The following is a 23650-nucleotide window of genomic DNA, read 5'->3' as shown; positions in this document are numbered from 1 at the left end:
GGCTCCTGGAGGCAGTCCCCAGCATAGGCGATGACCACGGCCCGGATGAACCAAGACCACAACTTCTGGGCGGCCGAGACAATCCAACCACTAGATCTAGGGTTGGGTCGCGTTTTCGACCCCATCGCGTGTCGCGCCCCGATCGGCGACCGGGGGGAGCGCGGGCCAGGGAAGAGGGTACGGGAAAAGCGGGGCCGCCCGAGCCGCCGGGCCCCCCGGCTCGGGCTCGCGGATGAAAGACTGGGCGCGACAGCGGCACGCCGCCCCGCCGCGGGCCCGCACACCCCATTGCCTGGTTGCTCATACACCTGCGGGGAGCACTGCGGCAGCCCTTTATTCGTTTTTCACTCGAACGTGTGTTTGGCGCAACCTTTCGAAAGCTACTACCGTTGTCCAGCTAGGGAGAACATTCGAGAGGGGCCGACGTGACCACCACCGCAGACAGTGCCACCATCACCGCCCGGGACCACCGCTCCCAGAGCCGACTTGAGCCGGTGCATGCCATGAATGACTCAGTCACGAACACGGACGGGCCCGAGCCCGCGCGCCCCGGACGTTCCTTGCCCGGGAGGCCGCCAGGCATCCGGGCGGACAGCTCGGGGCTCACGGACCGCCAGCGGCGCGTCATCGAGGTCATCCGCGACTCCGTGCAGCGCCGGGGCTACCCGCCGTCGATGCGGGAGATCGGTCAGGCGGTGGGCCTCTCCAGCACCTCGTCCGTCGCCCATCAGCTGATGGCCCTGGAGCGCAAGGGTTTCCTGCGCCGCGACCCGCACCGCCCCCGCGCCTACGAGGTGCGCGGTTCGGACCAGCCCAGCACCCAGCCCACCGACACCACGGGCAAGCCCGCCGCTTCCTACGTGCCGCTGGTGGGCAGGATCGCCGCCGGTGGGCCGATCCTCGCGGAGGAGTCCGTCGAGGACGTCTTCCCGCTCCCCCGCCAGCTCGTCGGCGACGGGGAGCTGTTCGTCCTGAAGGTCGTCGGTGACTCGATGATCGAGGCCGCGATCTGTGACGGCGACTGGGTCACCGTGCGCCGCCAGCCCGTCGCGGAGAACGGGGACATCGTCGCCGCGATGCTCGACGGCGAGGCGACGGTCAAGCGCTTCCGCCGGGAGGACGGGCATGTCTGGCTCCTCCCGCACAACGCCGCGTACCAGCCGATCCCCGGCGACGAGGCGACCATCCTCGGCAAGGTGGTGGCGGTGCTGCGCCGCGTCTGAAGCCCGGGCGCCTGTACAGCGCATCGGTCACGGCATCCGCCCCGGGGTTCCTTCTTAGGACGTCGATCATGACGTCGGTTCCGGGGCTTTGCCGTGCCGTCTCCCCGCCCGGTGGCAGGTGGGGCTACGCGCCCTCCGCCTTGGCCTTGGCGTCGATGGCGGCCAGTGAGCGGCGCGCCTGATTACGGTCCGTGGTGTACCAGAAGTCCGGCAGTGAGGCGCGCAGATAGCTGCCGTACCGCGCGTTGGCGATCCGGGGGTCGAGCACGGCCACGACTCCCTTGTCGCCCGTCGCCCGGACCAGTCGGCCCGCGCCCTGGGCCATCAGCAGGGCCGCGTGCGTCGCCGCCACCGCCATGAAGCCGTTGCCGCCCGCCTCCTCGACCGCCTTCTGCCGGGCGCTCATCAGCGGGTCGTCCGGCCGGGGGAACGGAATCCGGTCCATGACCACCAGCTGACAGCTCGGCCCCGGGACGTCAACGCCCTGCCAGAGCGACAGGGTGCCGAAGAGGCAGGTCTCGGGGTCGGCCGCGAAGTTCTTGATCAGCTCGCCGAGCGTCTCCTCGCCCTGGAGCAGGATCGGCTTGTCCAGCCGTCCGCGCAGCTCCTCGGCTGCCGCCTTGGCCCCCCGCATCGAGGAGAAGAGCCCGAGGGTGCGGCCGCCCGCCGCCTCCACCAGCTCGGCGAGCTCGTCCAGCATGTCCGTACGGGAACCCTCGCGCCCCGGGGTGTTCAGATGCCGGGCCACATACAGGATGCCCTGCTTCGGGTAGTCGAACGGGGAGCCGACGTCCAGCCCCTTCCACTGCGGTACGTCCTCGCCCGCCGTGCCCTCGGGGGCCAGGCCCAGGGACGCGCCCACCCCGTTGAAGTCACCCCCGAGCTTCAGCGTGGCCGAGGTGAGCACCACGGAGCGCTCGGCGAAGAGCTTCTCGCGCAGCAGTCCGGAGACGGAGAGCGGAGCCACCCGCACGGAGGCCCCGAACCGGTCGTGCTGCTCGTACCAGACGACGTCGTACTCAGATCCCTGGGTGATGCGCTCGGCGACGCCGTGGATGGACTCGACCGAGGCCAGCGCCTGCTTGCGGACGGCGTTCTCGTCCTCGACCGACTTGTCCCGGGTGGCGCCGATCGCGGAGATCACCGTACGCGCCGCGTCCCGCAGCGCCATCAGTGCGTAACCGAGGTCCTCGGGCACCTCCTCAAGCCGCCCCGGGAGGGCCAGCTCCATCACCCGCTCGAAGCCTTCGGCGGCCGTCTGGAGGGCGTCGGCCGCCTTCTCGTTGACCAGCTTCGCCGCCCGGCGGACCGCCCGGTTGACCTGGGCGGGGGTGAGCTCGCCGGTGGCCACGCCGGTGACCCGGGAGACCAGCTCATGGGCCTCGTCGACGATCAGCACCTCGTGCGACGGCAGGACCGGTGCGCCCTCGATGGCGTCGATGGCGAGCAGCGCGTGGTTGGTGACGACCACGTCCGCGAGCTTGGCGCGCTCGCGGGCAGCCTCGGCGAAGCACTCCGCTCCGTACGCGCATTTCGTCGCGCCCAGGCACTCGCGCGAGGAGACCGAGATCTGTGCCCAGGCCCGGTCCGAGACTCCGGGGGTCAGGTCGTCCCGGTCGCCCGTCTCCGTCTCGTCCGACCAGTCCCGCAGTCGCAGCAGGTCCTGCCCCAGCTTGCTGGAGGGCGCGGCCGCCTCGAACTGGTCGAAGAGCCCCTCCTCCTCGTCCTGCGGGACCCCTTCGTGGAGCCGGTGCAGGCAGAGGTAGTTCGACCGGCCCTTGAGCATGGCGAACTGGGGGCGCCTGCGCAGCAGCGGGTGCAGCGCGTCGACCGTACGCGGAAGGTCCCGCTCCACGAGCTGCCGCTGGAGGGCGAGGGTGGCCGTGGCCACCACGACCCGCTCCCCGTGCGCCAGGGCCGGCACCAGATAGCCGAGCGACTTGCCCGTACCGGTGCCGGCCTGGACGAGGAGGTGGGACTGGTCGTCCACGGCCTCGGCGACGGCCTGGGCCATGGTGGCCTGGCCGGGCCTTTCCGTACCGCCGACGGCGGTGACGGCGGCGTGCAGGAGTTCGGGGAGGGATGGCTTCGTCATAGCCCGACCACCCTACGGCGCACCACTGACAACGGCGATCACTCCCGGACGCGTGCGGAGGGGTGCAGGGGGTTCGGCACCGTGCCGTGAATGGCCGCGTGCGGGCGGCTGGCCCGGTCACGGTAGCCGTCCACATGCAGACGGTTGCGGTTCAGACAGAGGCGCTCGATCTCCGGGGTGAGCATGTCGAACAGCTCGAACCGCTCCTTGAGCTCCGGGAAGCGGGCGTGGTGGCGCACGATCTCCGCCCGGACGAGTGACCAGAACTCGTCCTCGGAGACGCCGAGCTGCTCCTCGCACAGGGGGGAGAGATAGCGGAAGACACCGACGAAGAGGCCGGAGTGGATGAACTGGGTGAGGAAGGACGGCTCCTCGGTGAGGAGGACGGCGCGCACCTCCTCGGGCATCGTGGCGTGCTCCGGCAGCGGGTGGGCGCTGATGTTGACGTCGTCGACGAAGTCCTTGATCGCGAGGCGTACGGGCACGTCGTTCTCGTCGAAGACGACGATGGCGTTCTCGCCGTGCGGGGAGAAGACGGTGCCGTAGCGGTACAGGAAGTGCAGCAGGGGCGGCAGCAGGGCGGCGAAGAGCCGCTTGAGCCAGGTGTCCGGGGACAGTCCGGAGCGCTCGACCAGCTCCGCGGTGAACGCGCGGCCCCCCGGGTCCGTATGCAGGAGAGAGGCGAGCGTCCGGGCCCGTTCACCCGGGGCGAGGCGCGGCGGCAGGGGCTCCCGCCAGATCGCGCCGAGGACTTCCTTGTACTGGTAGGGCGCTTCGGGAAGGTGGTCGTACAGCGGATGTTCGACGGTCACGGAGGCGACTTCGCCGAGGAGGATCACCCGGCAGGTGTCACGGAGGAAGGGGTCGCCCTCGCACAGGCCCTGCACCCAGTCCGTGACGGCGGGGGCGGCGACGGTGCGTTCGGTCGGCAGACCGCGCCAGACCAGGGTGTTGAGGATGGAGAGCGGCAGCTTCACCGTGTGCCGCTCCGGTCGTGCCACGTTGGCGAACGTGCGGATCGACTGCTGCGGGAGCCGTTCGTCGCCGTCGGTGCGCAGCGCCACGATGTCGCCGTCGGCGATGGCCGGGGCGAAGAGCGGAACGATCCATTCGTCCCACTGCCAGGGGTGTACGGGGAGGTAGAAGTAGCCCTCGGGGTCGAGGCCCCGGGCCCGCAGTATCTCGGCGAAGGTCTCCCGGACTGCCGGGTCGAGCTCTTCGGCGTACAAGCGGCCGGGGACGGTGAGGCGGCCGACGCCCCGGTACTGCGCGATGCGGGTGCTGACCGCGATCCACGGCAGCCGGAGCGGGACGCGGGTCTCGGGGGTGTAGCGGGCCGCGTCGGCGGCCGAGAAGCCGAGCCGCCCCTTGCTGGCCACCAGCCAGGGGTGGCCGGTCTGATGGCCTTCCAGATCCGCGTAGTCCAGGGCCGCGAGCCGGTCCGCGGTGAGCGCGGTGTGGTCGAGGCGGGCGTCGGCGGTGAGGGTGAGGGTCAGCTCGCGGATGAGGTGGCCGAGGGTCGCGCCGTCGAGTCCGAGGAGGCCGCGGGCCCGGGTGAGGAAGCGCAGCGGGTCGCGGAACGGGCGCGTCGCGGCGGACGAACCGTTGGAGTGGGTGTCCGCGTGACCGGCGGTGGGCCGGCCGTTGGACTGTGCGTCGGGGCCACCGGGGGCGGGCGCGCCGTTGGCGGGGGCGGTCGTGGGCGTGCCGTTGGGGTGCGCGTCGGCGAGGGCGTCGGCAGACGCATGAGCCGGCGAGTCCGCCTGGGCGTCCGGGGGCCGACGGGTCTCCTCGACGGGCCGCCGGGTCTCCGCGATCGAGTCGGGGTCGACGCGCCAGCTGCCGTAGACGCCGCGGCGGGCCGTGAAGTGGAGTACTCCCCCGTCGTCGAGGGTCAGCCGGTGCAGTCCGCCGGGGCCGGGCTGGCGGACGGGCTCGATGATCTTCTCGTAGGCGAACTCGCCGAGCATCTTGGCGAGCAGCCGCGCTGCGGCCCGGTCCCAGATCTCCCGGTTCAGCTCCGGAGGGCTGAACAGCTGCGGGGTCTCGGCTGAATCATGGCTCGCGGGATATGTCGGCACGGGGACTCCTCCGGATGGAACCTATGAGGTTCGAGCGGTGTGGATGGTGCGGCGAGTTGGTCACAGCTGGGCTCGGTGCATACGGTCGCGGATCATCAGGGCGGCGCGTTTGTCGGGGAGATCCACTTCGGCGGAGAAGCGGAAGCCGGCGCTGAGGAACGCGGATACGGACGGGGTGTTGCGCAGGTCCGGCTCGGCGACGACCCGTCCGCACTGCGGAAGGTTGTCCAGGACAAGGTCGGCGACGGCGCGGAGCAGAGTGGTGCCCATTCCCCGGCCACGGTTCTTCACGCCCCCGATGAGGAGGTGGACTCCGGTGTCATGGGGGCGGGCCGGGTAGTGGCGGGCCAGCGGGTCGAGGTCGGCGCGGTAGATCTCCCAGTAGCTCATGGGCGTTCCGTCGAGCAGGCCGAGGCAGGGGATGCTGCGGCCGTCCCCTTCGAGCTGGGTCCTCAGGTGGCCGGCGGTGACGGATGCGGGCCCGGCCAGCTCCCAGAAGGCGGCCACGGCGGGGTCGTTCATCCACCGGGTGAGGACGGTGAGATCGCGCTCCAGCCGGACGGGCAGAAGGCGGAACCCGCCCGCCTCCGTGGTCGCGGGCGGCCAGGTCACGGGGTCGCCCAGCAGCTCACGGACGCTGCCGGGCCGGGCCGCGCATGCCCCCCGGGCCTCCGTGGCCGACTTCCCGCCCTGGTCCTCGCGCCGCCCCTCGCGCTGCCCCTCGCCGGGTTCCTCTTCGTCGGCGATCAGGGCGAGGAGCTCCTCGGTGAGCTTGAGGTCGAGGGTGTCCTCGACTCCGGCGCTCCCGCTCCCGTACCGTTCGGCCGGGCCCTGGTGCTCCGGTAATACGGCGTCGGGTTCCGCGGACGCGTCGGCGGGAGGCACGGTGGCGCTCTCCTCTCTGGACCGGGTGCGGTCGGTGAGTTTCTCCGGTGCGGGTGCGGTCGGAGTCTCTCTGGTGCGGGTGCTCAGCTGTACAGCGGGTTGGCGATGGTGACATAGACGGACTGGGTGTCGACCGGTCCGACCAGCTCGTCGAGGCCGTGCAGCCGGGTCAGCAGATTGGCCTTGCAGCGCAGTTGGCGGTTCTCCAGGAGATACGCGGGCAGCGGCGAGCCCAGTTCCGCGGTCTCGGTGAGGAATTGGCGGAGGACGGTGAGGAGTTCCTGTTCGTCGGCCAGCCGCTGGGCTCCGAACGCCCCGATCAGGCCGAGGACGTTGTTGATGCCGAGGTAGTAGGCGAAGCGCTCGTCGGTGACCGGGTCGGAGACGAACGTGTCGCTGACCGTGCCGATGCCGGGCAGCCGCTGTTCCAGCTCGGCGCGGCGGGAGTCGCGGAAGTAGTAGCCCTGGTTGTCGCGGTAGCGTCCGCCGACGGGCCGGCCGTCCGGGTCGAGGAGGACCAGGGTGTTCTGCTGGTGGGCTTCGAGCGCGATGCCCGCGTGGGCGTCGAGCCAGAGGACCGGGCGGACCACGTGGTCCAGGTAGCGCCCGAACCAATCGGCCGAGACCTCGTGGGTGGCGCGGCCGGTGCGGGTGGCCAGGTGGTCGACGACCTCGGCGAGCCGGGAGCGCATGCCCGGCTGCCCGGGCCGGGGGCGCTGGGCGGTGAGCCCGGCGATGCAGGCAGCGTCGTCGCCCGGGCCGAAGGGGTTGTGACGGAGCATCACGTCGAGCCCGGGGACGGGGGCTCCCTCGGGGTCGTCGACGGCGAGCCAGGCGGGGTCGCGGACGATGTCGAAGCCGGGGTGTTCCCGCTGCCAGCGCTCGGCGAGGCCGGTCGACAGGAGGCGGTGGACCTCGACGCCCCGGTGCAGCTCCTTGCGGAGGTTCTCGCGGCGGGAGTTGGTGATGCGGACGCCGAGGGAGAGCTTGAGCATCACCCGCGCGCCGGGCCGGTGCACGGTACGGATGGAGGAGGTGGGGTGCCAGTGCTCGCCGTGCGGGCCGAGGTCGTGCAACAGGCCGCTCTCCACGAGGGCCCGGAGCTGGGGCCGGTGGAGCAGGTCGGCGGCCTGCCAGGGGTGTACGGGGACGGCGACGGTGCCGGGGGGCGGGCGGAGGCCTTCGGCGTGCGGGGCGAGCAGCTCCTCGGCGGTGGCCGGGCCGCCCTCGTCCCAAGCGGAGTCGGTGGCGGTCAGCGACCGGTCGACGGCGAACCAGTGGAGCGGGAAAGAGCCGTGGAGCTCCGGTGAATAGCGGCGGGACTCCGTTTCGGAGAGGCCTTCGCGGCTCTTGGGGGTCGGGTGAAGGGGGTGGCCCAGCAGCAGCGACTGTTCGGCGGTGAGGAAGAGGTCGGCCTCGGCGGGGTCGGCCGGGCTGCGCCGCCGCTGCTCGATGAAGCCCGCGGTGTGGCGTACGGAGTCGGCGACCCGGCCGACCAGGTCGCCCGCCCCGCTCTCGCCGCTCTCGCGGGCGATGAGGGCGGCGACGGTGACGGCGTCGGCGGGCGGGGCTCCGGCGGGGGCGTTCTCCAGCGCGGGAGCGCCGAAGCGGTGGGCGCCGGTGGCGGACCAGTAGTGCACGGGGACGAGGAGCGCGGTGCCGCTGGCCGGGAAAACCACACGCAGGGTGCCGCCGTCGGGACGGGGCAGGCCCGTCTCCCGGGTCCAGCACCGCAGAAGGCTCTCGGTGCCCGCCGTGTCGGCCGCCCGCCGCGGGTCCGGGTGATAGAGGGGGTCGGGCCCCAGGCCCTGGTCCTCCGGCGCCTCCGGTCCCGGACCCGGCCCGCATGAAGGGGGGTTCGGGTGGTGGGCGGCTTTCTGTCGGGGCACGGTCGTCGCCTCGACCGTGCCGGGGGCGGCCGGTCCGTCCTGCCCTCGGTGCTGGGGGGTACCGGGGCCGTCGGCCTCGGGCGCGGGGGTGGGGTTCACGGCGCTCTTCCTTGTGAGGATTCCGGGATCAGATGATCGACCCGGCGGTGGCCCGACGGTGCGGCAAACGTTCTGCGGCCGCCAGCGCGTCGGCGAGACGGTCGACGACGGCACTCGCCTGTTCGTCGGTGAGGGTGAGGGGAGGCAGGAGGCGGACCACGGCACCGTGCCGGCCGCCCAGTTCGACGATGAGGCCGCGGCGCAGGCATTCCTGCTGGACGGCGAGGGCGAGGGCCGGGTCCGGAGGCGGTGCCGGGTCGGGGTCGCCGGCCTCGGCGGGCAGGGGCGCGCTCTCGGGATCCACCAGCTCCAGGCCGATCATCAGTCCACGCCCCCGTACGTCACCGATCGCCGGATGGTGGGCCCGCAACTCCGTCAGGCGGGCGAGCATCCGGGCCCCCAGAACCGCTGCGCGGTCCGCCAGTTGGTTCTCCCTGACGTACGCGAGCGTGGCCGCGCCCGCCGCCATGGCGAGCTGGTTGCCCCGAAACGTACCCGCGTGCGCGCCCGGCTGCCAAAGGTCCAGCTCAGCGCGGTAGACGATCACGGCGAGCGGGAGGGAGCCGCCGATCGCCTTGGAGAGGACCATGACGTCCGGGACGATGCCGCTGTGCTCGACGGCCCAGAAGGCGCCGGTCCTGCCGACGCCCGTCTGCACCTCGTCCACGACGAGCGGAATGGACCGGTCCGCGGTGATCCTGCGCATGCTGCGCAGCCAGGCGTCGGGGGCGGGGTTGACGCCGCCCTCGCCCTGGACCGGCTCCACGATCATGCCGGCCGGGGTGGGCACACCGCCCTTGCGGTCGTCCAGCAGGTGTTCGGTCCAGCGGGCGGCGAGGGCCGCCCCGCCCTCGCCACCGGTGCCGAAGGGGCAGCGGTAGTCCTGCGGGAAGGGCAGCCGGGTCACCCGGACGTCACTCGCACCGCCGGAGGCCTCCAGCGCCCCGGCGGTCATGCCGTGGTACGCACCGGTGAAGGCCAGCAGGCCGCTGCGCCCGGTCGCGGAACGGACCAGCTTGAGCGCGGCCTCGACGGCGTCCGTACCGGCGGGGCCGCAGAACTGGATGCGGGCGTTGTCGGCGAACTGCCGGGGCAGGGTGGCGAAGAGCTCGGTGGTGAAGGCGTCCTTGACCGGGGTGGCGAGGTCGAGGACGTGCAGGGGTGCGCCGGAGTCGAGGACCTTCCTGATGGCTTCGAGTACGACGGGGTGGTTGTGCCCGAGGGCCAGGGTGCCCGCGCCGGAGAGGCAGTCCAGATAGCGCCGCCCGTCCGCGCCCTCGATCGTGAGCCCGCGGGCCCGCACGGGGACGATCGGCAGGGACCGCGCGTAGGTGCGGGCCGCCGACTCACGCAGCGACTGGCGGCGCAGGATGCCCTCGTGTGCGGGAGGCGGTGCCACCGGAGCGGGTTCGGTCACGGACACGGCTCTTGATCCTCCTGTGGTAACGGTTGCGTTGCACGTCGGTACGATTTCGCGCGGACGGACTGAGCGGGTGAACGCTGTCCTGGTGTCCCCCGTACGTACCAACGACGCCGAACACGATGGATCACGGGTAAATCGGAACATCCTCGCGGCGGCGGAACCGTGGACCTGCCGCGCACCGTCACCATCGGCACCGGCATAGTGGGGGCCGCACAGCGGCGCGGAGCACCTGCTCCGGCGCCCGAAGTGTCCGTAATGCAACACCGAGTACCGAGTGACGAAGTCCCAGGGGGATCACCAGATGCGACCCATTCGCCCGACCGAAACCGCACGCCCCGGGAGGCGCGCACGGCGCAGGCCTTCCGGTGTGTTCGCCGCGACGGCCGTCGCGGCCGTCCTCGCGCTCACCGCCACCGCCTGCGGTCCGGAGGAGGACAACGCGGGCTCCACGCCCAGTGCCTCGGCGGACCAGTCGTCCGATGGCAAGGTCACCCTTCCGGACGATCTGAAGAACCGGCTCAAGGAGCACGGGATCGACCCGGACAAGTGGCGGGACGGCGAGTGGAAGAACTGGGACAAGGACAAGTGGCTGCGTGAGGCCAAGGACTTCGTCAACCCGATCATCGAGGGCCTCTGGGACCCGGACCGGATGCGGGAGGCCGACAAGCCCCCGGAGAACCCGGTCGACAACGACATCTCCGGCGACGAGGGCGTGACGGACCCGACGCCCGCCCCGATCCAGGCCGCCGGTGTCGCCACGCCGTACCACGACAGCGCCCCGGAGTCCGGGAAGCTGCTGTTCGACGGCCCGCAGGGCTCGATGGTCTGTTCCGCGACGGTCGTGAAGGACCCGGCGAACCCCGGCAAGTCCAACATGGTGTGGACCGCCGGGCACTGTGTGCACGCGGGCAAGAAGGGCGGCTGGTACCGCAACATCGCCTTCGTCCCGGCGTACAACAACGACGGCCTGTCGCTCAAGGAGTTGGAGACCGCCCCCAAGGAGAAGATCGCTCCTTACGGCGTGTGGTGGGGCGACTGGGCCCAGACCTCCGAGCAGTGGATCTCGCAGGGCGCGGCGGTCGGCGGGCAGGGTGCGCCGTACGACTTCGCGGTGCTGCACGTGACGCCGGAGAAGGGCGCTTCGGGCAAGTCGCTGGAGGAGACGGTCGGTTCGGCGCTGCCGGTCGAGTTCAACGCTCCCGCCGTGCCGGAGATCGCGGACATGACGGCGACCGGCTACCCGGCCGCGCCCCCGTACGACGGTCAGAAGCTGCTCCAGTGCAAGGACGAGCCGGGCCGTCTGGCGCTCCGCAAGGACCAGCCGACCATGTACCGCATCGGCTGCACGATGACCGGCGGCTCCTCCGGCGGCGGCTGGGTCGCTGCGGGCCAGGACGGCAAGCCCGCCCTGGTCTCGAACACCTCGATCGGACCGGTCACCGCGGGCTGGCTGGCCGGACCGCGGCTCGGCGAGGAGGCCGAGGGCGTCTACCGCGCGGTCAGCCAGAAGTACGCGGGCCAGTAGCGGCCCGACCCCTCCGCGGGGCACGTTCGACGGCCCCCGGCACGGCAGTTGCCGACCGGGGGCCGCTCCGTCCCGGTGTCCGGTTCCGCACCGGCCGCCACGTACGATCATGACGCGGGCATGCCAGAAGCGCGGGCATTCCCGACTACCCACGCATCACGTATTCCGAGCCCACAACGCGTTCAGGGGGATTTCTTCCATGCGATCGATACGTCCGCTGCTGGCCGCCACCGGCCTCGTCGCGGCACTCGCGCTGACGGCGACAGCCTGCGGCCCGGACGAGGACGGGGCCGCAGCGGCCAAGCCCTCGGCCACCGAGGGGTCCGGGGAGCAGGGTTCCACCGGGGGTCTTCCCGGAGACCTGGGTGAGGCCCTGGAGAAGCACGGGGTGGACCCGGAGAAGTGGAAGAACGGGGAGTGGAAGAACTGGGACAAGGACACCTGGCTCCGAAAGGCCGAGGACTTCGTCAACCCGGTCATCGACGGCCTGTGGAAGCCGGACCGGATGGCCTCGGCCGAGGATCCGGCCAGGACGATGGCGGCCGGTGACCTCTCCGCGGGCCAGAACGCCAGCGACCCGGTGCCCGCGCCGGTGCCCGCCAAGCCCGAGAAGCTGCCCTACCACCGGCACGCCGCTCCGGTCGGCAAGGTCTTCTTCGACTCGCCCAAGGGCTCGATGGTGTGCTCGGGCACGGTCGTGAAGGACCCGAAGAACCCCGGCCGGTCGAACCTCGTGTGGACGGCCGGACACTGTGTGCACGCGGGTGCCGGCGGCGGCTGGTACCGCAACATCGTCTTCGTGCCCTCGTACAACGACCAGGGCAAGTCGGCGGCCCAGCTGCGCACCGCGCAGCCGCACGAGGTCGCCCCCTACGGCACCTACTGGGCCGACTGGGCCGCGTCCTCCGGCGAGTGGATCTCCGGCGGCGGCCCGACGGGCGGCGCGGGCGCACCGTACGACTACGCGATCCTGCACGTGAAGCCGGAGAAGGGCACGAAGTCCCTGGAGGAGACGGTCGGCAACGCGCTGCCGGTCTCCTTCGACGCCCCCGAGATCCAGCAGATCAGCGGAATGGGCGCCTGGGGCTACCCGGCCGGCGCCCCGTACGACGGTCTGCTGATGCACCGGTGCGTCGACCGTCCCGGCCGGCTCTCCCTCGGCGCCGGGACCCCGACGATGTACCGGATCGGCTGCACGATGACCGGCGGCTCCTCCGGCGGCGGCTGGTTCGTCGCGGGACCGGACGGGAAGTCGATGCTGGTCTCCAACACCTCGATCGGACCGGTCACTTCGGGCTGGCTGGCCGGACCGCGCCTCGGTGAGGACGCCCGGCGGACCTTCGGGATGATGAGCGACAAGTTCGCCGGTCGGTAGCGGTAGGCCCGCTGCCGTACGCCGAAGGCCCGGCCCCCGGACTCTCTGGAGAGTCCGGGGGCCGGGCCTTCGGATTCGCGGGGTCCCGCGCGGGTCAGTGCGCGGCGGGGACGAAGGTCCCGAGCTCGGCGGCCAGCTCCTCGTGGACCTGGGCCTTGAGCAGGGTGCCCTCGGCGGTGTGCTCCTCGAAGAGCACCTCGCCCTCGGCGTGCACCCGGGAGACCAGAGCCCCCTGGATGTACGGCACGAGCACCTCGATCTCGACGGACGGGCGGGGCAGCTCGGCGTCGATGAGCGCGAGCAGCTCGTCGATCCCGGCGCCGGTCCTGGCCGAGACCGCGATCGCGTACTTCTCGTTGCGCAGCAGCCGCTGGAGGACCAGGGGGTCAGCCGCGTCCGCCTTGTTGATCACGACGATCTCGCGTACGTCCACCGCGCCGACGTCCCGGATCACCTCGCGCACCGCGGCGAGCTGCTCCTCCGGCACCGGGTGGGAGCCGTCCACCACATGCAGGATGAGATCGGACTCGCCGACCTCCTCCATGGTGGAGCGGAACGCCTCGACGAGGTGGTGCGGCAGATGCCGGACGAACCCGACGGTGTCGGCGAGGGTGTAGATACGGCCGCTCGGCGTCTCGGCCCGGCGGACGGTCGGGTCCAGGGTGGCGAACAGGGCGTTCTCCACCAGGACACCGGCCCCGGTCAGACGGTTGAGCAGCGAGGACTTGCCCGCGTTGGTGTATCCGGCGATGGCGACCGAGGGCACCTTGTTGCGCTTGCGCTCCTGGCGCTTGATCTCGCGGCCCGTCTTCATCTCCGCGATCTCCCGGCGCATCTTCGCCATCTTCTCGCGGATCCGCCGCCGGTCCGTCTCGATCTTGGTCTCACCGGGGCCACGGGTGGCCATGCCGCCACCGCCGCTGGAACCGCCGCCACCCATCTGACGGGAGAGCGACTGGCCCCAGCCGCGCAGCCGCGGCAGCATGTACTGCATCTGGGCCAGGGAGACCTGCGCCTTGCCCTCTCGGGACTTGGCGTGCTGGGCGAAGATGTCGAGGATGAGCGCGGTCCGGTCGACCACCTTCACCTTGACGACGTCTTCCAGATGGATCAGCTGGCCGGGGCTGAGCTCACCGTCGCAGACGACGGTGTCGGCACCGGATTCGAGCACGATGTCACGCAGCTCCAGCGCCTTGCCCGAACCGATGTAGGTGGCCGGGTCCGGCTTGTCGCGCCGCTGGTACACCGCGTCCAGCACCTGCGCGCCCGCCGTCTCGGCGAGTGCGGCGAGCTCCGCGAGGGAGATCTCCGCGTCGTGCACCGTCCCCGAGGTCCAGACACCGACCAGCACGACACGCTCCAGGCGCAGCTGGCGGTACTCGACCTCGGTGACGTCCTCAAGCTCGGTGGAGAGGCCGGCCACGCGCCGCAGGGCGGCACGCTCGGAACGGTCCAGCTGATCGCCGTCCCGTGCTCCGTCGATCTCCTGGCTCCAGGCGACGTCCTCTTCCATCAGGGCGTCGGCCCGAAGGCTTTCGGTGAGGCTCTCGGTGGTGTTCTCCGTGGCGCTCTGCGCGTTCCGCGCGTCCTGGGGAAGGGAAGAAGAGGAGGTCATTGGATCCTTACGTCGATAGAAGTCATTACGTCAGTCACAACGTGTGATCTCCCCGGATGATTCCCTCCCGGGAATCCCGGTGCGGTCCGCCGCGCCGACGCGTCGATAGTGGCACGGCCCCGGCGCGCCCGTCACGCGGGTTTCGCACTGGTCCAGTCGGGGTGCCCGGGCATCGGCGGCGTCGTCTTCCCGTACAGCCAGCCGTCGAAGAAGGCGGTCAGGTCCCGGCCCGCGATGCCGGAGGCGAGCCGGGTGAAGTCCGCGGTGGTGGCCGTGGAGTCCCGGTGCACCCGGACCCAGGTGCGCTCCAGGCGGTCGAAGGCGGCCACGCCGATCTCCTGGTGGAGGGCGTAGAGCACCAGGGCGCTGCCGTCGTACATGACCGGGCGGAACAGGCTGAGCTTCTGGCCCGGGGCCGGGCCGTCCGGATGCGCCGGAGGGCCGCCGTCCGCCCGCCAGCCGTCGGACAGCTTGTACGCCTCACGCATCCGCCGCTCCAGGGTTCCGCCGCCGTGCTCCTCGGCGTACCGGGCCTCGTACCAGCTGGCATGTCCCTCGTTGAGCCACAGGTCGGACCAGGTCGCGGGCGAGACGCTGTTGCCGAACCACTGGTGGGCCAGCTCGTGGATCATCACGGAGTCGACGTACCACTCGGGGTAGGCGGGCTCGGTGAAGAAGGACCTCCCGAACAGGGACAGCGTCTGGGTCTCCAGGGCGAAGCCGATGGGGCTGTCGGCGACGAGCACCCCGTACGTCTCGAAGGGGTAGCGGCCGACCTGCTCCTCCATCCACTCCAGCTGGGCCGGGGTCTTCGCGAGCCAGGGTTCCAGCCGCTTGCGGTCGGCGGCCGGGACGACGTCGCGCACCGGCAGTCCGTGCGGTCCGGTGCGGTGCAGGACCGCGGAGCTGCCGATGGAGACCTGGGCCAGTTCGGTGGCCATGGGGTGTTCGGTGCGGTAGGTCCAGGTGGTCGTGGAGCCGTGCCGGGTCCTTCCGGTGGGCAGACCGGCCGCGACCGCCGTCAGTTTGCGGGGAGCGGTGATCCGGAAGGTGAAGTACGCCTTGTCCGAGGGGTGGTCGTTGCCCGGGAAGACCCGGTGGGCGGCGTCGGCCTGGTTGGCCATGGCGAGTCCGTCTGCGGTACGGACCCACCCGCCGTCGTCCGCGGCTCCGGCCGGGTCGCTGGTGTGGCGGACGGTGATGTTCAGCGGGGCGCCCGCGGGGAGGCGGCGGGGCGCCTGGAGGACGAGGTCCTCGTTCTTGCTGCCGAAGTCGACGGACCGCCCGTTGACCTCGACGCCCAGGACGGTGCCCCGGGCGAAGTCGAGGTTGATCCGGTCCAGCGGGGCGGTGGTGCGGGCGCTGATCTTGGTGACGGCGTCCAGCGGCTTCGTGTTGCTGCCGTGGTACGTGAGGGCGATGTCGTACGCGAGGACGTCGTAGCCGGGGTTGCCCAGCTCGGGGAAGAGCCGGTCACCGATGCCCAGGGGCTCGGGGGCGGGCAGTGCGGCGGCGACGAGGGTGGCCGAGGCGGTCGCCAGCAGGGCGGCCCGCAGACGGCGGGAGAGGAGCGGCATGGACTACCGCTATCAGCGCGCGGCCGCCGGGCCGGGGAGCCGCGCGCCGCACCACCCGAACGAGGACGCGGCGTCCGTGGCGGCTCAGCCCGCCGGGGCCGGGTGCTGGGCGCGGCTGACGTCGTAGACCCCGGCCACCTCGCGCATGGCGCGCATCAGGGCGGGGAGTCCCGCGGCGTCGGGGAGCTGGAGGGTGTACGTGTGGCGGACGCGCTGTTCGCTGGGGGGCTCCACGGTGGCGGAGACGATCGCCGCCTCAGCGGTGGCGATGGCCTCGGTGAGGTCGGCGAGGAGCCGGGGGCGGCCGAAGGACTCGGCGACGAGCGTGACCCGGCAGCCCGCGGTGGACCCTCGGTGTTCTCCGTCCGCCCAGCGGGCCGCGACCGGGGCGCGGCCGATCTCCTGCATCGCGGCCACGGCGGAGCACTCCCGGCGGTGCACGGTGACCGCGCCGCCGCGGACGACGAAGCCGGTCAGCTCGTCGGGGGGCACCGGTGTACAGCATCCGGCCAGGCGCACGGGGGCGTCCGGGCCGTCGACGACGACGTCGGCGCTGCGCGGTCCGGAGCGGGTGCGGGCCGGGGCGGTGGCGGTCTGGGGGGCGGCGCGTCCGGGAGCGCCGCGTTCTTCGGAAGCGCCGCGTTCCCGGTCGGGGGCGGCGGGCTCGCCGGGCGTGGGGCCTGGGCCTGCCGAGCCGGGGCCGGGCCCGAGGCGGCCCGGGCCGGGGCCACTCGCGTCCACGGTCTCCGGGTCGGGCTTCGCCTCGTCGGGGTGGTCGGTGAGCCAGCCGGTGATCGCGATCCGGGCGGCGGGGGTGCGGACGTGGTCGAGCCAGTCGGGCGAGGGGCCCGAGGCGGTGTCCTGGGCGAGCAGCAGCTGCACGGTGTCGCCGTCGCTGAGGACGGTGCTGAGGGTGGCGAGGCGGCCGTTGACCCGGGCTCCGATACAGGCGTGGGCCCGGTCGCCGTGCTGTGCGTAGGCCGCGTCGACGCAGCTGGCCCCGGCGGGCAGCCCGAGGGTGCCGCCGTCGGTGCGGAAGACGGTGATCTCGCGGTCCTGGGCGAGGTCGTCGCGCAGGGTGGTCCAGAAGGTGTCGGGGTCGGTGGCGGACTCCTGCCAGTCCAGCAGCCGGGAGAGCCAGCCGGGCCTGGTCGGGTCGGCGCGCTCGTCGGACGGCTCGGCCGGCTGGGCGGGGGCGGTGCCGTCCTGGACGTACGGATTGCCGAGGGCGACGACGCCTGCCTCGGCCACCTTGTGCATCCGGTGCGTACGGATGAGGACTTCGGCGACGGCTCCCCCGGGGCCGACGACCGCTGTGTGCAGCGACTGGTACAGGTTGAACTTGGGGGCGGCGATGAAGTCCTTGAACTCGGAGATCACCGGAGTGAAGCAAGTGTGCAGTTCGCCGAGGACGGCGTAGCAGTCGGCGTCCTCGGTGACGAGCACCAGCAGTCGGCCGAAGTCGGTGCCGAGCAGTTCGCCGCGTTTCCTGCGCACCCGGTGCACGGAGACGAAGTGGCGTGGCCTGATGAGGACTTCGGCGCTGATGCCCGCGTCCCGCAGGGTGTGCCGTACGTTGTCGGCGATGGTTTCCAGGGGAGCGTCGGCGCGCGTCGCGGTGGCGATGAGGGCGCGGGTCCTCTCGTACTCCTCGGGGTTCAGGATGGCGAAGACCAGGTCCTCCAGCTCGGTCTTGAGCGCCTGCACGCCGAGCCGTTCGGCGAGCGGAATGAGGACGTCCCGGGTGACCTTGGCGATCCGGGCCTGCTTCTCGGGGCGCATCACGCCGAGGGTGCGCATGTTGTGCAGCCGGTCGGCGAGCTTGATCGACATGACCCGGACGTCGTTGCCGGTGGCGACGAGCATTTTGCGGAAGGTCTCGGGTTCAGCGGCGGCGCCGTAGTCGACCTTCTCCAGCTTGGTGACTCCGTCGACGAGATAGCAGACCTCTTCGCCGAACTGCTCCCTTACCTGATCGAGCGTCACCTCTGTGTCCTCGACCGTGTCGTGGAGAAGGGAGGCGGTCAGCGTGGTGGTCTCGGCACCCAGCTCGGCCAGGATCAGGGTGACGGCCAGCGGGTGCGTGATGTACGGCTCGCCGCTCTTGCGCATCTGGCCGCGGTGCGAGGACTCCGCGAGGACGTAGGCCCGGCGCAGGATGGTGAGGTCGGCGTCGGGGTGGTGGGCGCGGTGCGCCTCGGCGACATGGCCGATGGCGTCGGGCAGCCGGTCGCGGGAGACCGGGCCGCGCAGTGCCACCCGGCCCAGTCTGCGCAGGTCGATCCGGGGGCGGCTCCGCCTGCGAAGGGGAGCGCCCGGATCGGCGGCCTCTGCACTCATGGGGGGCACCTCCGACGTCGACCGGCGGGGCGAGGGCTGGATGCGCCTCGGGGCCGGTGCTTGATGCTATCGAGCCCACCACGTGGCGCAGTCCAGCTCTCGCCCAGCGTGAAACGGATCACCCATTCGAGCGAAGCTCTGACCGATCACCGTTTCGAGCGAAGCGACTCCGGCTGCTACCGCGCGGCGTCGTCGAGCCAGGCCGGGTCGATGACGCCTTCGGCGACGATCACCGCGGGGCCCGTCATGTCGATTCCGCCGTCGGGGTGCTCGGTGATGACCAGGGTGCCGCCGGGGAGATCCACCGTGTACGTCACGGGGAGGCCGGTCTCGGCGGGGTCGGTGCCGTCCCGGCGGGCGGTGGCGACGGCGACCGCGCAGGCACCGGTGCCGCAGGAGCGGGTCTCGCCCGAGCCCCGCTCGTGGACGCGCATGCCGACGTGGCGCGGGCCCCGGTCGACGACGAACTCGACGTTGACGCCTTCGGGGTAGACCCCCTCGGGGCTGAAGGGCGGGGCGCTGAGCAGGTCGCCCGCGTGGTCCAGGTCATCGACGAAGGCGACCGCGTGCGGGTTGCCCATGTTGACGTTGCGGGCGGGCCAGCTGCGGCCGCCGACGCTGACCGTGACGCCCGCCTCGGGCAGCAGGGCGCGCCCCATGGAGACCGTGACGTCACCATTCTTCGCGAGGTGCACCCGCTTGGGGCCTCCCCTGGTGGCGACGGTGAGGTCGCCCTCCTCGACGAGGCCCGCACGCTGGAGGTAGTGGGCGAAGACGCGCACCCCGTTGCCGCACATCTCGGCGACCGAGCCGTCCGCGTTGCGGTAGTCCATGAACCACTCGGCCGCGTCCGCCATGTCCCGCGCCTCGGGGTGCGCGGCGGACCGCACGACGTGCAGCAGGCCGTCGCCGCCGATGCCGGCCCGGCGGTCGCAGAGCCGTGCGACGAGGGAAGCGGGCAGCGCGACGGCGTTGTCCGGGTCGGGGACGATCACGAAGTCGTTCTCGGTGCCGTGACCCTTGAGAAAGGCGATCTGCGAGGTGCTCACAGGTCAACTGTACGAGGCGGCGCCGACAGTCCGCCCGACCGGCCCCGGACCTCCGCCGCGCGAGCGCCCGCACGTGGACGTACGGCCGTCAGCGCAGTCGGGCGACGCGCCAGACGGCGAGAGCCACGAGTGCGGCGCCCGTCACGACGTACAGGGCGATCACCCGCCAGTCGGGGCGGTCACCCGAACTCCGGGAGGGCAGACCCGGCCAGGTGTGGCCGACGCGGCGGGCGGCCATCATGCCCCAGCCCGCGGCGCAGCAGCTGATCAGGAGGCCCAGCATGGCGACCACGGCACCGCCGTCGCCGAACTCGAAGGCGAGGGGGAAGGCGAACATCAGCGAGCCGACGGCGGCCAGCATGACGATGGGCGCGAGCTGCCAGATCCGCAGCCGACGGGCGGGCCGGAGCTCGACCTCGACCTCGGGGGTCACGTCCTGCTCGTCGGGCCCGTCGGGGCTCAGCCCCGCGGTCTCCCGCGGCGGCGGTGCGTCGTGCTCTGTGTCGCGCTGTTCCGTGTCGCGAGGGCCGGCCTCCATCGCCACGCGCCCTCCCAACTCGGACTCCACTGGTGGATCGATGCTCGATGATGGCACGATCACGGGTGCCGAATTGACGGGCGGGGCTTCCCGATGCCATCACGTGATCAGGCTGTGACCGCTCGTTCGACCAACGTCAGGGCACGGTGCGGGAGTTCCCCCCGGTCACGGTGTCCACCGCCGAGCCACACGACGCGCGGGTCACGGCGGAACCAGGAGTCCTGACGGCGCGCGAAGCGCTTGGTTGCGCGCACGGTCTCGGCCCGCGCCTCGTCCTCGGTGCACTCCCCCGCGAGCGCCGCCAGGATCTGCTGGTAGCCGAGAGCCCGTGAGGCGGTGAGGCCCTCGCGCAGTCCGGCCGCTTCCAGGGCCCGCACCTCGTCCACGAGCCCCGACTCCCACATCCGGTCGACGCGCACGGCGATGCGTTCGTCGAGCTCGGGGCGGTCCACGTCGACGCCGATCTGCACGGCGTCGTAGACGGGCCGGTCGCCGGGGAGGTTGGCGGTGAAGGGCTTGCCGGTGATCTCGATGACTTCGAGGGCGCGGACGATACGGCGGCCGTTGCTCGCCAGGATGGACCGGGCGGCATCCGGGTCGGCCGCGGCGAGCCGGGTGTGCAGGGCGCCGGAGCCGCGCTCGGCCAGTTCCGCTTCCAGGCGGGCGCGCACCTCGGGGTCCGTACCGGGGAACTCCAGGGCGTCGATGGCGCCCTTCACGTACAGCCCGGAGCCGCCGACCAGGATGGGCGTACGGCCTTCGGCGAGAAGCCGGTCGATCTCCCGCCGGGCCAGCCGCTGGTACTCGGCGACGCTGGCGGCCTCGGTGACGTCCCAGATGTCGAGCAGCCGGTGCGGCACGCCGTCACGTTCGGGGAGCGTCAGCTTCGCGGTGCCGATGTCCATCCCCCGGTAGAGCTGCATGGAGTCGGCGTTGATCACCTCGCCGTCGAGCCGCTGGGCGAGATAGACCCCCAGATCCGATTTTCCGGCAGCGGTGGGGCCGACGACGGTGATGACGCGGGGGGCGGGGGCGGGAAGGATCACCGGGACAGTGTCCCAAATTTCCGGGGCGCGCATTTCGCGGGCGTGAATTTCCGGGGCCACCGAACGCGTGGGGTCGGCAGAAACGGACAGGTGACGGACAATGGGGGCGGGAGAACGCTCCCACGGACAGTCCTCACTGCACGGAAGGTGACCCAATGGGGTTCCTGGACAACCTGAAGGCCAAGCTGGGACCGGCCAAGGAAAAGGTCGGCGACCTGGCGCAGCAGCACGGGGGCAAGATCGAGCAGGGCCTGGAGAAGGCCGCGCGCACGGTCGACCAGAAGACCAAGGGCAAGTACAGCGACAAGATCGATTCGGGTACGCGGAAGGCCAAGGAAGCCGTGGACAAGCTGGGTCAGAAGGACGGCGGTACGCCCCCTCCGCCGCCGCCCGCTTCCTGACGCGGTGGTCATGGCCCGGCGGCGGGCGCGGAGCCGAGTGCTCCGCGCCCGCCGCCGGTGCGTTCGGGACCGGTGCGGTCGGAACCGGCGCGTTCGGAACCGGTGCGTTCAGGACCGGTGCGTTCAGGACCAAGCGGCGACGGCGTAGCCCACGCCGTACGGGGCGTCCTCGTACAGCAGCCGTCCGGCGAGCCCGGCACCCCGTGCGGCACCGCCGAGCAGCTGCCAGGGGGCGCGGCCCGCCACCTGGAGTTCGTGACCGAGCGTCGCGTCGAGGGCCGCGAGGGCGTCGAGGTCCGCCGAGCCGAGGGCTTCGGTGGCCCGGGCGTCGAACCCGGCGGCCCTCTCGTCGAGGTAGCCGGGCGCCTTGAGCGTGCGGCAGGCGCTGCCGTCCCCCATCACCAGGAGCGCGACGCGCTCCGCGCGCCGGGCCAGTGCGCCTCCGGTCTCCGCGCACTCCCCGGCGCTGCTGCGCGTTCCCACGACGAGCCCTTCGACGGGGGCGCCCGTCCAGTGGGCCCGGCCCAGCAGCCACGCGCCCACCGAGAGGGACTGCGGCAGCGGCCGGCCCGCCGGGGCGTCGTACCCCGGCCCGTCGCCCAGGGTCACGTCGAGGTCCACGCCCACGCCCCGGAAGGAGCCCCGCGCACCGGCCGGGTAGGCCCCGGCGGCCCGCTCGTCGCCCGGCCCGACGACGACGAGCAGATCCGGGCGGGCGGCGGCGAGCACCCCGAGGGCGTCGAGGCACGCGTCACGCGCGGCGTCGAGCTCGGGTGCGGCACCGGCGGCCACCTCGGGCACCAGGAGCGGCGGACAGGGGCACACGGCGGCGGCGACAAGCATGCCGGTCAGCGTACTGGCCGGGGTGACGGCTCAGGGCGCCCCCGTCGCCTCTGTACGGATCAGCCGACGCCGCAGGCCGGGGCCTCGGCGGCCGGGAGCGGGGCCGGGGCGCCGATGCCGGGGAGGCCGAGCATGACGCCGGCGGGCTTGGCCGCGGCGGCCGCGGTGCGCTTCTCCCAGGCGTCGCCCGCGCGGGTGGCCCGTACCGCGAGCGGCGTGCCCTCGGCGAGCAGGTGGTGCGGGGCGGCGTAGGTGATCTCGACGGTCACCACGTCGCCGGGGCGCACATCCTGGTCGGGCTGGGTGAAGTGGACCAGGCGATTGTCGGGGGCACGGCCGGAGAGGCGCTGTGTGGCGCCGTCCTTGCGGCCCTCGCCCTCGGCGACCATGACGTCCAGGGTGCGGCCGACCTGCTTCTTGTTCTCGTCCCAGGAGATCTGCTCCTGGAGGGCGGACAGGCGCATGTACCGCTCCTGCACGACCTCCTTGGGGATCTGGCCGTCCATGTCGGCGGCGGGCGTCCCGGGGCGCTTGGAGTACTGGAAGGTGAACGCGTTGGCGAAACGGGCCTCGCGGACCGCGTGCATCGTCTGCTCGAAGTCCTCCTCGGTCTCACCGGGGAAGCCCACGATGATGTCGGTGGAGATGGCGGCGTCCGGCATCGCGGCGCGCACCTTCTCGATGATCCCGAGGAAGCGCTCCTGACGGTAGGAGCGGCGCATCGCCTTCAGGACGCGGTCGGAGCCGGACTGCATCGGCATGTGCAGCTGCGGCATCACGTTCGGCGTCTCGGCCATGGCGGCGATGACGTCGTCGGTGAAGTCGCGCGGGTGCGGTGAGGTGAAGCGGACGCGCTCCAGGCCCTCGATCCTCCCGCAGGCCCGCAGCAGCTTGGAGAAGGCCTCGCGGTCGCCGATGTCGGAGCCGTACGCGTTGACGTTCTGGCCGAGGAGGGTGATCTCGGAGACGCCCTCGGCGACCAGGGCCTCGATCTCGGCCAGGATGTCGCCGGTGCGGCGGTCCTTCTCCTTGCCGCGCAGCGCCGGGACGATACAGAAGGTGCAGGTGTTGTTGCAGCCGACGGAGATGGAGACCCACGCGGCGTAGGCGGACTCGCGACGGGTGGGGAGTGTGGAGGGGAAGGCCTCCAGGGATTCGGCGATCTCGATCTGCGCCTCCTCCTGGATACGGGCGCGCTCCAGGAGGACCGGCAGCTTGCCGATGTTGTGGGTGCCGAAGACGACGTCCACCCAGGGGGCCCGCTTGACGATGGTGTCGCGGTCCTTCTGCGCGAGGCAGCCGCCGACGGCGATCTGCATCCCGGGGCGCTTGGTCTTCATGGGGGCGAGGCGGCCGAGGTTGCCGTAGAGCTTGTTGTCGGCGTTCTCCCGCACCGCGCAGGTGTTGAAGACGACGACATCCGCATCGCCGTCGGCGCCCTCGGGGGCCCGGACGTAACCGGCGTCCTCCAGGAGACCCGACAGCCGTTCGGAGTCGTGGACGTTCATCTGGCACCCGTAGGTGCGCACCTCGTAGCTCTTCTGGACGTCCACTGCTTCGCTCCGGTTGCCGCTGCTCATGGGACAAGGGTAGGCGGTCGCCGGACAGGGCCGTCCCTTCCCGGCCGCTGTGGTCCGGGCCTCGCC

Annotated in this window: 17 protein-coding genes; 4 read left to right on the top strand and 13 right to left on the bottom strand. The window is 72.1% G+C overall.

Translation table 11 applies throughout. The annotated features are described in order from the left end of the window. Window positions 1–425: 425 nt before the first annotated feature. Window positions 426–1223 (top strand): transcriptional repressor LexA, encoded by a 798-nt coding sequence (lexA, locus tag RI138_RS26080; protein WP_026242273.1) that lies wholly within the window; start codon window positions 426–428, stop codon window positions 1221–1223. Window positions 1224–1347: 124 nt separating this feature from the next. Here the strand turns inward: lexA and RI138_RS26075 are convergent, their stop codons facing one another. From RI138_RS26075 to RI138_RS26055, 5 genes are all read right to left on the bottom strand, one after another. Continuing rightward, window positions 1348–3318 carry an ATP-dependent DNA helicase gene (locus RI138_RS26075; RefSeq protein ID WP_096628539.1) on the bottom strand — a complete coding sequence of 657 codons (1971 nt, stop codon included), beginning with the start codon at window positions 3316–3318 and terminating at the stop codon, window positions 1348–1350. Window positions 3319–3356: 38 nt separating this feature from the next. Further along, window positions 3357–5399: an IucA/IucC family protein gene (locus RI138_RS26070; RefSeq protein WP_311121842.1), complete on the bottom strand. Its 2043-nt coding sequence runs from the start codon at window positions 5397–5399 to the stop codon at window positions 3357–3359. Between the two features lie 60 nt (window positions 5400–5459). Beyond that, the gene (locus RI138_RS26065) at window positions 5460–6284 is read right to left on the bottom strand and encodes a GNAT family N-acetyltransferase (protein ID WP_311121841.1); all 825 of its coding nucleotides are present in this window, start codon (window positions 6282–6284) and stop codon (window positions 5460–5462) included. 83 nt (window positions 6285–6367) lie between these two features. Further along, a complete protein-coding gene (locus RI138_RS26060; RefSeq protein WP_311121840.1) occupies window positions 6368–8272 on the bottom strand; it encodes an IucA/IucC family protein in 1905 nt (634 codons plus the stop codon). A 28-nt stretch (window positions 8273–8300) separates the two neighbouring features. Further along, window positions 8301–9695 carry a diaminobutyrate--2-oxoglutarate transaminase family protein gene (locus RI138_RS26055; protein WP_311121839.1) on the bottom strand — a complete coding sequence of 465 codons (1395 nt, stop codon included), beginning with the start codon at window positions 9693–9695 and terminating at the stop codon, window positions 8301–8303. 301 nt (window positions 9696–9996) lie between these two features. Between RI138_RS26055 and RI138_RS26050 the strand changes: the two genes are divergently transcribed. Next, window positions 9997–11220, top strand: a complete 1224-nt coding sequence (locus tag RI138_RS26050; protein WP_311121838.1) for a trypsin-like serine peptidase — start codon at window positions 9997–9999, stop codon at window positions 11218–11220. Between the two features lie 199 nt (window positions 11221–11419). Next, the gene (locus RI138_RS26045) at window positions 11420–12595 is read left to right on the top strand and encodes a trypsin-like serine peptidase (RefSeq protein WP_311121837.1); all 1176 of its coding nucleotides are present in this window, start codon (window positions 11420–11422) and stop codon (window positions 12593–12595) included. A gap of 94 nt (window positions 12596–12689) precedes the next feature. Here RI138_RS26045 and hflX read toward each other — a convergent pair whose 3' ends face one another. The 6 genes from hflX to miaA all read right to left on the bottom strand — a co-directional run bounded on the left by hflX (window position 12690) and on the right by miaA (window position 20793). Next, window positions 12690–14210, bottom strand: coding sequence for a GTPase HflX (gene hflX / locus RI138_RS26040; protein WP_311121836.1), 1521 nt, complete (start codon window positions 14208–14210; stop codon window positions 12690–12692). Window positions 14211–14341: 131 nt separating this feature from the next. After that, the gene (locus tag RI138_RS26035) at window positions 14342–15787 is read right to left on the bottom strand and encodes a M1 family metallopeptidase (protein WP_311121835.1); all 1446 of its coding nucleotides are present in this window, start codon (window positions 15785–15787) and stop codon (window positions 14342–14344) included. 84 nt (window positions 15788–15871) lie between these two features. Then, window positions 15872–18127 (bottom strand): RelA/SpoT family protein, encoded by a 2256-nt coding sequence (locus RI138_RS26030; RefSeq protein WP_311121834.1) that lies wholly within the window; start codon window positions 18125–18127, stop codon window positions 15872–15874. A 176-nt stretch (window positions 18128–18303) separates the two neighbouring features. Continuing rightward, window positions 18304–19176 carry a diaminopimelate epimerase gene (gene dapF, locus RI138_RS26025; protein WP_311121833.1) on the bottom strand — a complete coding sequence of 291 codons (873 nt, stop codon included), beginning with the start codon at window positions 19174–19176 and terminating at the stop codon, window positions 18304–18306. Window positions 19177–19264: 88 nt separating this feature from the next. Then, window positions 19265–19714, bottom strand: coding sequence for a hypothetical protein (locus RI138_RS26020; RefSeq protein WP_096628521.1), 450 nt, complete (start codon window positions 19712–19714; stop codon window positions 19265–19267). 107 nt (window positions 19715–19821) lie between these two features. After that, a complete protein-coding gene (miaA, locus tag RI138_RS26015; RefSeq protein ID WP_373558773.1) occupies window positions 19822–20793 on the bottom strand; it encodes a tRNA (adenosine(37)-N6)-dimethylallyltransferase MiaA in 972 nt (323 codons plus the stop codon). A gap of 122 nt (window positions 20794–20915) precedes the next feature. On the opposite strand from miaA, the gene RI138_RS26010 reads away from it, so the two are divergent. Beyond that, window positions 20916–21161: an antitoxin gene (locus RI138_RS26010; protein WP_096628518.1), complete on the top strand. Its 246-nt coding sequence runs from the start codon at window positions 20916–20918 to the stop codon at window positions 21159–21161. Window positions 21162–21284: 123 nt separating this feature from the next. Here the strand turns inward: RI138_RS26010 and RI138_RS26005 are convergent, their stop codons facing one another. Together RI138_RS26005 and miaB are read right to left on the bottom strand one after the other, a co-directional pair. Then, complete coding sequence (locus tag RI138_RS26005) at window positions 21285–22004, bottom strand: class III extradiol dioxygenase subunit B-like domain-containing protein (RefSeq protein ID WP_311121832.1); 720 nt, start codon at window positions 22002–22004, stop codon at window positions 21285–21287. 59 nt (window positions 22005–22063) lie between these two features. Then, window positions 22064–23584, bottom strand: coding sequence for a tRNA (N6-isopentenyl adenosine(37)-C2)-methylthiotransferase MiaB (gene miaB, locus RI138_RS26000; RefSeq protein ID WP_311121831.1), 1521 nt, complete (start codon window positions 23582–23584; stop codon window positions 22064–22066). Window positions 23585–23650 lie beyond the last annotated feature (66 nt).

Origin of the sequence: Streptomyces durocortorensis (assembly GCF_031760065.1) — a bacterium.
Taxonomy (GTDB): domain Bacteria; phylum Actinomycetota; class Actinomycetes; order Streptomycetales; family Streptomycetaceae; genus Streptomyces.
The sequence above is the reverse complement of the archived record's forward strand: the minus strand, read 5'-3'. Positions and strand labels throughout refer to the sequence as shown.

What these genes read in the sequence shown, in the direction of transcription:
- miaB (WP_311121831.1), bottom strand. Translation starts at nt 23,584, where the DNA reads ATGAGCAGCGGCAACCGGAGCGAAGCAGTGGACGTCCAGAAGAGCTAC.
- RI138_RS26030 (WP_311121834.1), bottom strand. Translation starts at nt 18,127, where the DNA reads ATGAGTGCAGAGGCCGCCGATCCGGGCGCTCCCCTTCGCAGGCGGAGC.
- RI138_RS26005 (WP_311121832.1), bottom strand. Translation starts at nt 22,004, where the DNA reads ATGCTTGTCGCCGCCGCCGTGTGCCCCTGTCCGCCGCTCCTGGTGCCC.
- RI138_RS26020 (WP_096628521.1), bottom strand. Translation starts at nt 19,714, where the DNA reads ATGGAGGCCGGCCCTCGCGACACGGAACAGCGCGACACAGAGCACGAC.
- miaA (WP_373558773.1), bottom strand. Translation starts at nt 20,793, where the DNA reads ATGCGCGCCCCGGAAATTTGGGACACTGTCCCGGTGATCCTTCCCGCC.
- RI138_RS26075 (WP_096628539.1), bottom strand. Translation starts at nt 3,318, where the DNA reads ATGACGAAGCCATCCCTCCCCGAACTCCTGCACGCCGCCGTCACCGCC.
- RI138_RS26035 (WP_311121835.1), bottom strand. Translation starts at nt 15,787, where the DNA reads ATGCCGCTCCTCTCCCGCCGTCTGCGGGCCGCCCTGCTGGCGACCGCC.
- RI138_RS26050 (WP_311121838.1), top strand. Translation starts at nt 9,997, where the DNA reads ATGCGACCCATTCGCCCGACCGAAACCGCACGCCCCGGGAGGCGCGCA.
- RI138_RS26010 (WP_096628518.1), top strand. Translation starts at nt 20,916, where the DNA reads ATGGGGTTCCTGGACAACCTGAAGGCCAAGCTGGGACCGGCCAAGGAA.
- hflX (WP_311121836.1), bottom strand. Translation starts at nt 14,210, where the DNA reads ATGACCTCCTCTTCTTCCCTTCCCCAGGACGCGCGGAACGCGCAGAGC.
- RI138_RS26045 (WP_311121837.1), top strand. Translation starts at nt 11,420, where the DNA reads ATGCGATCGATACGTCCGCTGCTGGCCGCCACCGGCCTCGTCGCGGCA.